The sequence below is a fragment of the Citrobacter sp. 172116965 genome (genome assembly GCF_013458095.1).
Lineage (GTDB): Bacteria > Pseudomonadota > Gammaproteobacteria > Enterobacterales > Enterobacteriaceae > Citrobacter > Citrobacter braakii.
In genome coordinates, this window is record NZ_CP046673.1 from 3744689 (window position 1) to 3756172 (window position 11484).

7 protein-coding genes and 1 pseudogene are annotated in these 11484 nt (G+C 54.7%); 2 read left to right on the top strand and 6 right to left on the bottom strand.

Annotated features, from left to right (window positions below; genetic code table 11):
* Positions 1 to 71: 71 nt before the first annotated feature.
* Positions 72 to 1325 carry a serine hydroxymethyltransferase gene (gene glyA / locus GPJ68_RS18215; RefSeq protein WP_003835277.1) on the bottom strand — a complete coding sequence of 418 codons (1254 nt, stop codon included), beginning with the start codon at positions 1323 to 1325 and terminating at the stop codon, positions 72 to 74.
* 326 nt (positions 1326 to 1651) lie between these two features.
* Here glyA and hmpA point away from each other — a divergent pair, with 326 nt between their 5' ends.
* Both hmpA and GPJ68_RS25410 read left to right on the top strand, forming a co-directional pair.
* Positions 1652 to 2842, top strand: coding sequence for an NO-inducible flavohemoprotein (gene hmpA / locus GPJ68_RS18220; RefSeq protein WP_075847635.1), 1191 nt, complete (start codon positions 1652 to 1654; stop codon positions 2840 to 2842).
* Between the two features lie 4 nt (positions 2843 to 2846).
* A pseudogene (locus GPJ68_RS25410) lies at positions 2847 to 2942 on the top strand (hypothetical protein); the annotation flags it as partial.
* Here GPJ68_RS25410 and glnB read toward each other — a convergent pair.
* From glnB to purL, 5 genes are all read right to left on the bottom strand, one after another.
* The gene (gene glnB / locus GPJ68_RS18225; RefSeq protein WP_002914032.1) at positions 2939 to 3277 is read right to left on the bottom strand and encodes a nitrogen regulatory protein P-II; all 339 of its coding nucleotides are present in this window, start codon (positions 3275 to 3277) and stop codon (positions 2939 to 2941) included. The pseudogene GPJ68_RS25410 and the gene glnB sit on opposite strands and share 4 nt — an antisense overlap.
* Positions 3278 to 3337: 60 nt before the next feature.
* Positions 3338 to 4672: a two-component system response regulator GlrR gene (glrR, locus tag GPJ68_RS18230; protein ID WP_304412487.1), complete on the bottom strand. Its 1335-nt coding sequence runs from the start codon at positions 4670 to 4672 to the stop codon at positions 3338 to 3340.
* Complete coding sequence (qseG, locus tag GPJ68_RS18235; RefSeq protein WP_104651145.1) at positions 4672 to 5415, bottom strand: two-component system QseEF-associated lipoprotein QseG; 744 nt, start codon at positions 5413 to 5415, stop codon at positions 4672 to 4674. The genes glrR and qseG overlap by 1 nt, the downstream gene beginning before the upstream one ends.
* Before the next feature lie 22 nt (positions 5416 to 5437).
* Positions 5438 to 6868: a two component system sensor histidine kinase QseE/GlrK gene (gene qseE / locus GPJ68_RS18240; RefSeq protein ID WP_049282310.1), complete on the bottom strand. Its 1431-nt coding sequence runs from the start codon at positions 6866 to 6868 to the stop codon at positions 5438 to 5440.
* A gap of 579 nt (positions 6869 to 7447) precedes the next feature.
* Positions 7448 to 11335, bottom strand: coding sequence for a phosphoribosylformylglycinamidine synthase (gene purL / locus GPJ68_RS18245; RefSeq protein ID WP_172860658.1), 3888 nt, complete (start codon positions 11333 to 11335; stop codon positions 7448 to 7450).
* Between the last annotated feature and the right edge of the window lie 149 nt (positions 11336 to 11484).

The following is an 11484-nucleotide window of genomic DNA, read 5'->3' on the forward strand; positions in this document are numbered from 1 at the left end:
CTGATAAGCGCAGCGCTATCAGGCATTAAAAAAGGCCGCATCAGCGGCCTTTCGTTTTGCGTTAAGCAGAATTACGCGTAAACCGGGAAGCGTGCGCAGATATCCAGAACTTTACCTTTGACGCGCTCGATAACGGCTTCGTCATTGATGTTGTCCAGAACGTCACACATCCAGCCAGCCAGCTCTTTCACTTCCGCTTCTTTAAAGCCACGGCGAGTTACAGCCGGAGAACCGATACGGATACCGGAAGTCACAAACGGGCTCTTCGGATCGTTCGGCACGCTGTTTTTGTTAACAGTGATGTTAGCGCGGCCCAGTGCGGCGTCAGCTTCTTTACCGGTCAGGTTTTTATCAACCAGATCCAGCAGGAACAGGTGGTTTTCAGTACCGCCAGAAACCACTTTGTAGCCACGGTTCAGGAACACTTCCACCATCGCTTTGGCGTTTTTGGCAACCTGCTGCTGGTAAACCTTAAACTCAGGCTCCATCGCTTCTTTCAGCGCCACGGCTTTCGCCGCGATCACGTGCATCAGCGGGCCGCCCTGTGCGCTTGGGAACACCGCGGAGTTCAGCTTTTTGTACAACTCTTCGTCACCGCCTTTCGCCAGGATCAGGCCGCCGCGCGGACCCGCCAGGGTTTTGTGGGTGGTGGTGGTCACTACGTGTGCGTGTGGAACCGGGTTCGGGTAAACGCCTGCGGCGATAAGGCCCGCAACGTGCGCCATGTCAACGAACAGGTATGCGCCAATGCTGTCGGCGATTTCACGCATTTTTGCCCAGTCAACAACGCCGGAGTAAGCAGAGAAGCCGCCGATGATCATCTTCGGCTTGTGCTCTTTGGCCTGCTTAGCCATATCTTCGTAGTCAATTTTACCGGACTCATCAATACCGTAAGGAATGATGTTGTACAGCTTGCCAGAGAAGTTAACCGGGGAACCGTGAGTCAGGTGGCCGCCTTGCGCCAGGTTCATACCCAGAACGGTATCACCCGGTTGCAGCAGAGCGGTGTAAACAGCGAAGTTAGCCTGGGAGCCGGAGTGCGGCTGTACGTTAGCGTAGTCAGCGCCAAACAGCTCTTTTGCACGATCGATAGCCAATTGCTCAACGATATCAACGTACTCACAACCGCCGTAGTAGCGCTTGCCCGGATAACCTTCAGCGTATTTGTTGGTCAGCTGAGAACCCTGCGCCTGCATAACACGCGGGCTGGTGTAGTTTTCGGAGGCGATCAGTTCGATGTGCTCTTCCTGACGTACTTTTTCCTGCTCCATAGCCTGCCACAGTTCGGCATCATAATCGGCAATGTTCATTTCACGCTTTAACATCCGCATCTCCTGACTCAGCTAACAATAGAATTTCGGCCTAAAAAGGCAGTCCCGTTGGACGACGGCGAACAGTATAACCGAATCATTCTTCGATAACAGGTCTTGACAAAGGATTTTACGCAAACGATTACCTTCACGGCGCGCAAGGCTTTGGAGAACAAAGGTCTGCTGAATTTCAACGGATTTCTTTTCAGGTTTGTGATGCAGATTTTTCACGATGTAACCTTTACAACGCAAAGTTACAAAGAACCATTTACAATGCAGGGGTATTTTTTATAAGATGCATTTGACATACATCATTAAAATTTTAGATAAAGGAAGACCGTATGCTTGACGCACAAACCATCGCTACAGTGAAAGCCACCATTCCCCTGCTGGTTGAAACAGGCCCGAAGCTGACCGCCCATTTCTACGATCGCATGTTTACGCATAACCCAGAGCTGAAAGAAATCTTCAACATGAGTAACCAGCGTAATGGCGATCAGCGTGAAGCGCTGTTTAACGCTATTGCCGCGTATGCCAGCAATATCGAGAACCTGGCGGCACTGTTGCCTGCCGTCGAGAAAATCGCGCAGAAGCATACCAGCTTCCAGATTAAGCCGGAGCAGTACAACATCGTAGGTGGCCATTTGCTGGCAACGCTGGACGAAATGTTCAGCCCAGGCCAGGAAGTTCTGGATGCATGGGGCAAAGCATACGGCGTGCTGGCGAACGTTTTCATCAACCGTGAAGCGCAGATCTACAGTGAAAATGCCAATAAAAATGGCGGCTGGGAGGGTACCCGTCCTTTCCGCATCGTGGCAAAAACCCCACGCAGTGCGCTTATCACCAGCTTTGAATTTGAACCTGTCGACGGTGGCGCAGTGGCTGAATATCATCCGGGGCAATACCTGGGCGTCTGGCTGAAGCCGGAAGGTTTCCCGCATCAGGAAATTCGTCAGTACTCACTGACCCGTAAACCCAATGGCAAAGGCTACCGTATTGCCGTGAAGCGTGAAGACGGTGGTCAGGTTTCCACCTGGCTGCACAACCATGCGAATGTGGGCGACGTCGTTCACTTAGCCGCACCTGCGGGCGATTTCTTTATGGACGTTGCGACCGATACCCCAGTGTCTCTGATTTCAGCAGGCGTGGGTCAAACCCCGATGCTGGCGATGCTGGATACGCTGGCAAAAGCGAATCATACGGCGCAGGTTAACTGGTTCCACGCGGCAGAAAATGGCGATGTACATGCCTTTGCCGATGAAGTGAATGAACTGGGCAAAACGCTGCCACGCTTTAGCGCACACACCTGGTATCGTGAGCCAACCGAAGCCGATCGCGCGAAAGGTGCGTTTGATAGCGTTGGTCTGATGGATTTGAACAAACTGGAAGGCGCAATCAGCGATCCGGCGATGCAGTTTTATCTGTGCGGTCCGGTTGGCTTTATGCAGTTTGCCGCGAAGCAGCTGGTCGGCCTGGGCGTGAAAAACGAGAACATTCATTACGAATGCTTCGGCCCGCATAAAGTCTTGTAATTACATCATGCCTGATGGCGCTGCGCTTATCAGGCCTACGGGATATTGTAGGCCTGATAAGGTGTTTACACCGCCATCCGGCAAGCACGGCGCGGCTTAGATTGCCGCATCGTCTTCTTCACCGGTGCGAATACGAATCACGCGTGCCACGTCGAAGACAAAAATCTTACCGTCGCCGATTTTACCGGTCTGGGCAGTACGAATAATGGTGTCGACGCAGGTATCGACGATGTCGTCGGTGACCACAATTTCAATTTTTACCTTCGGCAGAAAATCCACCATATATTCCGCACCACGGTACAGCTCAGTATGGCCTTTCTGACGGCCAAACCCTTTCACTTCTGTTACAGTCATACCGGTAATGCCGACTTCAGCCAGCGCTTCGCGGACGTCGTCCAGCTTGAAGGGTTTAATAATCGCATCAATCTTTTTCATGCTATTCCTTGAAAAGGTCGCCTGTCTTTTGATCGAATAAAACTAACATAATCCGCAGATTTATTCTTTGAAATCGTTTGCATCCAGCTCATGGCGAGAGAGCAACTTGTAGAATTCGGTGCGGTTGCGCCCCGCCATTCGCGCCGCATGGGTCACATTGCCCTTGGTGATTTGCAACAGCTTACGCAGGTAGTTGAGTTCAAACTGGTTACGCGCTTCAACAAAGGTCGGCAGCGCGGTGTTCTCCCCTTCCAGCGCCTGCTCCACCAGCGCGTCGCTGATCACCGGCGAAGAGGTCAACGCCACGCACTGCTCAATCACGTTAACCAACTGACGCACGTTACCAGGCCAACTGGCGGTCATTAACCGTTTCATGGCATCGGTCGAAAAGGCGCGCACGAACGGTTTGTGTCGTTCAGCAGACTGGCGCAGCAGATGGTTTGCCAGCAGCGGAATATCTTCCGTACGCTCGGCCAGCGCTGGGATCTTCAGGCTCACCACGTTGAGGCGATAGTACAAATCTTCGCGAAATTCCCCCCGAGCCATCGCTTTGGGTAAATCACGGTGGGTCGCGGAAACGATCCGCACATCAATATCGATATCGCGGTTACTGCCCAGCGGCCTGACTTTTCGCTCCTGCAATACACGTAGCAATTTAACCTGCAACGGCGCGGGCATATCGCCAATCTCATCGAGAAACAGCGTCCCGCCTTCCGCGGCCTGAAATAGCCCTTCACGATTGCTCACCGCGCCGGTAAAGGCACCGCGCGCATGACCAAACAGCTCAGACTCCAGCAGTTGTTCCGGCAATGCGCCACAGTTAATGGCAATAAAAGGCTTGTGGCTGCGCGGGCTGGCGTTATGAATGGCCTGGGCAAAAACTTCTTTCCCGGTTCCGCTTTGGCCGTTGATCAATACGCTTACGTCCGATTGCGCCACCATGCGCGCCTGTTCCAGCAGACGCAGCATCAGTGGGCTGCGGGTGACGATGGACTCACGCCAGCTGTCATCAGCGGCAGGCGCAGACTGTTCCAACGCCCCGTCGATCGCATGGTATAACGCGTCTTTATCCACCGGCTTAGTGAGAAAGCTGAACACCCCTTGCTGAGTCGCCGCAACGGCGTCGGGGATGGAACCGTGAGCGGTGAGGATAATAACCGGCATTCCCGGCTGCACTTTCTGGATTTCAGTAAACAGCTGCATGCCGTCCATTTCATCCATGCGCAGATCGCTAATAACCAGATCCACTTTTTCACGGTTCAGCACTCGTAGCCCTTCCTGTCCGCTTTCTGCGGTTACGACGCTGTAGCCTTCGCTGGTCAGGCGCATTCCAAGTAATTTCAACAGGCCGGGATCGTCATCCACCAGCAGCAGATGCGCGGGCTTACGGCTTATCATGGCGTGACCTCATCGGCAGACGGCGCTGCAACTTCCTCGTTATCAGGTGGGGTGAGTTTATCGTTCCCGTGCGGCGCATCAGGGTTGTAACTACCGGCAGGTTTGCGCGTGGAAAGCTGGCGTTCAATATCGGTTAGATTCTCCAGCTTGCGGGTCGTGAGATCGAGCTGAGACTGCAAGTGTTGTTGCTGCTGACGTAACGTATCAAGATCGCTGTCTGATGCCTGCTGAAGCTTGCTGTAGCGCATACGCTCTTCGGCCAGTTGCAACTGCAACGTCTGACTGCTGCGCCAGACCTGATACAGCGGCCGTACCTGTGGCGGAATTTGCGGGCTTAATGCGTCGAGGCGCGTAACCGTCTCCCGCCTTTCAGGCGGCGTAATGTTGGCGTTATCAAGCAGGATCCCGCGCCTGAAAGCCCCCTGCCAGGTATCAGGCATCATCGTGCTGGCTTCACTACGCGCCTGTACCGGCATCAGGCGATTGGCGCAATCCATCGCCCGCAGCCAGTACAGCGGATTGGTCTCTGTGGGCTGACCAGACAGCGACCAGATATCGCTACAGTCGGTAGCAAGGTAGTCCGCCAGTTGATGAGGCGGAATTTTCTCCTGCGAAGGGTCGCCGATAATATGATTCACCGCGTTCGGGACGCAGCCAACCAGCGCCAGACACGGCAGGCTTGCGAGGATGACGCGACGGAAAAAATGTCGTTTAAGCATTCGGACAACAACGTATGGCATACTCACCAGACTTAGGTTTATTTTAGTGATTTTTCGCTGCAGATAGCGGCAGTTCTATGCGAAAACAAACGTTTTGCGCATGCTCATCAACCAGATACAGTTTGCCCCGCATACGGCGGATGCAATCTCTGGCAATGCTCAGCCCCAACCCGCTTCCTTTTACCGCCCCTTTTCGCTGATGGCTACCCTGGAAAAAAGGCTCGAAGATCATGGTCTGTTCTGCTTCTGGAATCGGTGTGCCGGTATTCATTACATCAATGTATACCATTGAGCCATGCAAACTGCTGCGGATCCAAATGTTACCGGATTCAGCGCCATAGTGCACCGCATTGGAATAAAGATTGTCCAGCACGCTCATCAATAGCATCGGTTCTGCCAGGCAGGCGTTCACCGCAAGCGCAACATCAGTATGTATCATTTTGGCGCGAGCGGGCAGGCTATGTGCAGAAACAACGCTTTCCACCAGCGGCGCGATTTCCACACGTTCAAGCTCAACCTCGTCATCCGCCAGCTTGCGGTTGTAATCGAGCAGTTGCTCAATCAGTTTTTGCAGGTTGCGGCTACTGTCATCGAGAATTCCGACCACCTCTTTTTGCTCTGGCGTTAACGGCCCAACGACCTGATCGGCTAACAGCTCGGTACCTTCGCGCATACTCGCCAGAGGCGTTTTCAGCTCATGAGACAGGTGGCGTAAAAACTGATGTCGTTGTGACTCCAGCCAGGAGAGACGTTCGCTCAGCCAGATAATGCGCTGGCCCACGGAGCGCAGCTCCCGGGGTCCCGTAAATAATACGCTATCGCCCAGCGAGCGCCCTTCCCCCAGACGATTGATCATTTTTTCTATGCCCTTCACCGGACCGATTATCATGCGGGTAAACAGCAACACCATCGCCAGGCTGACAAGAAACAGCACCAGCGCCTGCCAGCCAAAGAACTGCCCACGTTCGGCGATTTCCTGCTGTAGCTGCTGCCCACGAGAAAAGACGACCGTGCGCGTCGCTTGTACCATTTCAGTATTGGCACTGGCGAAAGCGTCCAGCCGCGCCGCCGCCACGCTATCAGGACCACTGTTGGTGCACTGTAACTGCGCGAGATCGTTGAGGTCCTGACGCAGTGCCTGATAAAGCTTGGTATCCGGCAACACACCCGCATGCGCATCCAGCATGTCGCTGTAGCGTTTACGTTGGCTCTGGTAAACCTTAGCCAGCGTTGGGTCATCAAGCACACAGTATTGCCGGTAGCTACGCTCCATCTCCAGCGCGGCATTGGTCATCGCTTCACTGCGTCTGGCGTCAATCAGCGTGGTTTGGTTCGTCAGCGCCGCCTGCGCGCTCAGGGCATTCAGACTTTGCCACGCCTGCCAGGCCAAAACTAACAACGGCAGCAGGATAAGCAAAAATGCCAACGTAACCAATTGACGTAAAGATCGGGGGAAAACAGACCAGCGCTTCAAGGCGTTACTCTCAATGGACAGGAATAGGTTGATGCTAACTGAGGGGAACGTCAGATACAACAAAGCCGGGATTAACCCGGCTTTGTTGTGGAATAAGGCGGTGCCTAACTCGACGTTTCGCCCGAAGGTTGATATGAGCGATGCTAATATCAGATGTTGGACGGCAGGCACCTTGTTGTGCGTCATTCGAAGTTTATGTAGCACGTCCCGAAGGGGCTGACATAAGAAGGTGAATGAGCCACTGGGTTATATTATGCAGCATCTGTGCCAATATTCAAAACACTTTATTAACACAATGATAAATATAGAAAATGTTCTTATTCATATGAAAAATGATTTTGGCTATTTTTCACCCTTACTGTCTCAAATCAGCAACACCTGCAGCACTTAAAAACAAATTCATTGTAAATCATATAATTAAGTGTCTCTTATTGACGACAACGTCACCCCGCCTATGTCGGGATTTCCCGACACTTAAACGCATTGTCGGATAGCCGCATAATTGCCTTATCCGGCATACAAAATGACTGACAAAAAAAAAGCCCCTCACGCAGAGGGGCTTAAAGGTTATCGAGCTGATTACCCGAGTTGTTTACGCGCGTTGCGGAAGATACGCATCCACGGGCTGTCCTCGCCCCAGTTTTCCGGGTGCCAGGAGTTGCTCACGGTACGGAATACGCGTTCCGGGTGCGGCATCATAATGGTGACGCGACCATTTTCAGTAGTAACGGCAGTAATTCCGTTCGGCGAACCGTTCGGGTTAGCCGGGTAGGTCTCGGTCACCTTACCGAAGTTATCAACGTAGCGCAGCGCCACCAGCCCCTTACTCTCCAGCGCGGCCAGATGCGCGCCGTCACGCACTTCCACACGGCCTTCACCGTGAGAAACGGCAATCGGCATCATCGAACCAACCATATCGGTAAGCAGTAAAGACGGGCTTTGCGTCACTTCGACCAGGCTGAAGCGGGCTTCAAAACGATCGGAGTGGTTACGCACAAAGCGTGGCCACAGCTCGCTTCCCGGGATCAGTTCACGCAGGTTAGACATCATCTGGCAACCGTTGCACACCCCGAGCGCCAGCGTTTGCGGGCGATGGAAGAAGGTTTCGAACTCATCACGGACGCGGTTGTTGAACAGAATCGACTTCGCCCAGCCTTCCCCTGCGCCGAGCACATCGCCGTAAGAGAAACCGCCACAGGCTACCAGCGCCTGGAAGTTACCCAGACCGATACGTCCGCCCAGCAGGTCGCTCATATGCACATCGATGGCGTCAAAGCCCGCACGGTGGAAGGCAGCCGCCATTTCAACGTGGGAGTTCACGCCCTGCTCGCGCAGCACGGCCACTTTTGGACGTGCGCCGGTAGCGATGAACGGGGCGGCAACATCTTCGTTGATATCAAACGACAGTTTAACGTTGAGGCCAGGATCGGCATCGTTGGTTTTCGCGTCGTGTTCCTGATCGGCACACTCCGGGTTGTCGCGCAGACGCTGCATCTGCCAGGTGGTTTCCGCCCACCACATGCGCAGCGTGGTGCGGCTTTCGCTGAACACCGGCTGACCGTTGGCGCTCAGGGTGAAACGGTCACCCGTTACCGCCTGGCCGAGATAGTGCACGCAATCTGCCAGGCCATGTTGTGCCAGCAACACCTCAACCGCTTCACGGTCAGCAGCGCGAACCTGGATCACTGCGCCCAGCTCTTCATTAAACAGCGCCGCCAGACGATCGTCACCCAGAGAGTGGATATCAGCGTCAATACCGCAGTGACCGGTGAAGGCCATTTCCGCCAGCGTAACCAGCAGTCCGCCGTCGGATCGGTCATGGTAGGCCAGCAGCTTACGCTGCGCGACCAGCGCCTGAATGGCGTCGTAGAAGCCTTTCAGTTGCTCAACGTTACGCACGTCGGCAGGCTTATCGCCCAGTTGACGATAAACCTGTGCCAGCGCCGTCGCGCCCAGCGCGTTGTGACCAAGACCGAGGTCAATCAGCAGCAGGGCGTTGTCTTCAGTAGAGAGCTGTGGGGTTATCGTGTGGCGCACGTCTTCCACGCGGGCAAAGGCGGTGATCACCAGCGACAGCGGCGAAGTCATTTCACGCTGCTCATTACCTTCCTGCCAGCGGGTTTTCATCGACATAGAGTCTTTGCCCACCGGAATAGTCAGGCCAAGCGCCGGACATAATTCTTCCCCAACGGCTTTTACCGCTTCGTACAGCCCGGCATCTTCACCGGGGTGACCCGCAGCCGCCATCCAGTTAGCCGACAGTTTAATGCGTTTGATATCGCCAATCTGCGTTGCCGCAATGTTAGTCAGCGCTTCACCTACCGCCAGACGCGCAGAGGCCGAGAAATCCAGTAGCGCAACTGGCGCACGCTCACCGATAGACATCGCTTCACCGTAGTAGCTATCCAGGCTTGCGGTGGTGACCGCGCAGTTGGCTACCGGGATCTGCCACGGACCAACCATCTGGTCACGCGCCACCATGCCGGTAACGGTACGGTCGCCGATCGTCACGAGGAACGTTTTCTCAGCGACAGTCGGCAGATGCAGCACGCGGTTAACCGCATCTGCAATCGAGATTTCGCCACGATTCAGGGCGTCGCCTTTGGCTTTCAGCGTCTGCACATCGCGGGTCATTTTCGGGGTTTTACCCAGCAGCACATCCAGCGGCATGTCGATCGGCTGGTTATCGAAGTGGCTGTCGCTCAGTGTGAGATGCTGTTCTTCGGTGGCCTCACCGATCACCGCATACGGCGCGCGCTCGCGCTTACACAGTTCGTCAAACAGCGGTAGCTGGTCAGCGGCAACCGCCAGCACATAGCGCTCCTGGGATTCGTTACACCAGATTTCCAGCGGGCTCATACCCGGCTCGTCGCTAAGGATATCGCGCAGCTGGAACTTACCGCCACGACCGCCATCGCTTACCAACTCCGGCATGGCGTTAGACAGACCGCCCGCGCCAACGTCATGGATAAACAGGATCGGGTTCGCATCGCCCATCTGCCAGCAGCGGTCGATAACTTCCTGGCAACGACGTTCCATTTCCGGGTTGTCGCGCTGTACCGAAGCGAAATCAAGATCGGCATCAGACTGACCGGAAGCCATAGAGGAGGCCGCCCCGCCGCCAAGCCCGATGTTCATCGCCGGGCCGCCGAGGACGATCAGCTTGGCGCCAACGACGATCTCACCTTTTTGCACGTGATCGGCACGGATGTTACCGATCCCGCCCGCCAGCATGATCGGTTTATGGTAACCGCGTAGCTCTTCGCCGTTGTGGCTGTTGACCTTTTCTTCGTAGGTTCGGAAGTAGCCGGTCAGCGCCGGGCGACCGAATTCGTTGTTAAACGCCGCGCCGCCCAACGGACCTTCGGTCATGATATCGAGCGCGGTAACAATACGGTCCGGCTTACCAAAGTCTTCTTCCCACGGCTGTTCAAAGCCAGGAATACGCAGGTTGGAAACGGAGAAGCCCACCAGCCCGGCTTTCGGTTTTGCACCGCGACCGGTTGCACCCTCGTCGCGGATTTCGCCGCCGGAGCCGGTAGCCGCGCCCGGCCACGGAGAGATAGCCGTCGGGTGGTTGTGGGTTTCAACCTTCATCAGGATGTGGGCTGGCTCCTGATGGAAATCGTAGCGGCCGGTTTTGTGGTCGGCAAAGTAGCGCCCCACTTCAGAACCTTCCATTACCGCGGCGTTGTCTTTATAAGCAGACAGCACGTGGTCCGGCGTGGTTTCGAAAGTGTTTTTGATCATCTTGAACAGCGACTTGTGCTGCTGTTTACCGTCGATAACCCAGTCGGCGTTAAAAATTTTGTGGCGGCAGTGCTCGGAGTTAGCCTGCGCAAACATGTACAGTTCAATGTCGTTCGGGTTGCGTCCCAGTTTGGTAAACGCATCCTGCAGATAGTCGATTTCGTCTTCCGCCAGCGCCAGACCGAGACGCAGGTTAGCGTCGATCAGCGCCTGGCGTCCCTCACCAAGCAGATCAACACTGGAGACCGGCGCAGGCTGGTGATGGACAAACAGTTTTTCGGCATCGTTCAGCGCAGAGAAAACCGTTTCCATCATGCGGTCGTGCAGTTCGTCGGCAACCATCTGCCACTGCTCAGCGGTCAGCGTAGAGGCTTCTACATACCAGGCAATGCCACGTTCCAGACGGCTAATCTGTTGCAGGCCGCAGTTGTGGGCAATATCAGTCGCTTTAGAAGACCACGGGGAGATGGTGCCAGGGCGAGGCGTAACCAGCAGCAGTTTGCCTTCAGGGGCATGGCTGTGAAGAGCAGGACCATATTTCAGCAGGCGTACAAGCTGGGCGTGCTCATCCTCATTCAACGGTGCATTCAGATCGGCAAAATGGACGTACTCGGCGTAAATATTGTGGACCTGGAGGTTGGCAGCCTGAAAACGTGCCAGCAGTTTGTTAATACGGAATGCAGACAGTGCAGGTGAACCACGCAGAATTTCCATCATAAGTCTCTCGTCTTCTAAGCTTTCGGTGTGCCCAAGTGGGGGAAACGGGCGTCATTATAAAGAATCTACCGCGCCGACGAAACCGTTTGCGTCGAAATAAAATCACGACCTTCTCTTATCATCAAATGCGGTCTGGTTTCTGAATAAGT

Excerpts from the sequence above, each read along its gene's own strand:
- glyA (WP_003835277.1), bottom strand. The coding sequence starts at position 1,325 with ATGTTAAAGCGTGAAATGAACATTGCCGATTATGATGCCGAACTGTGG.
- purL (WP_172860658.1), bottom strand. The coding sequence starts at position 11,335 with ATGATGGAAATTCTGCGTGGTTCACCTGCACTGTCTGCATTCCGTATT.
- qseG (WP_104651145.1), bottom strand. The coding sequence starts at position 5,415 with ATGCCATACGTTGTTGTCCGAATGCTTAAACGACATTTTTTCCGTCGC.
- glnB (WP_002914032.1), bottom strand. The coding sequence starts at position 3,277 with ATGAAAAAGATTGATGCGATTATTAAACCCTTCAAGCTGGACGACGTC.
- hmpA (WP_075847635.1), top strand. The coding sequence starts at position 1,652 with ATGCTTGACGCACAAACCATCGCTACAGTGAAAGCCACCATTCCCCTG.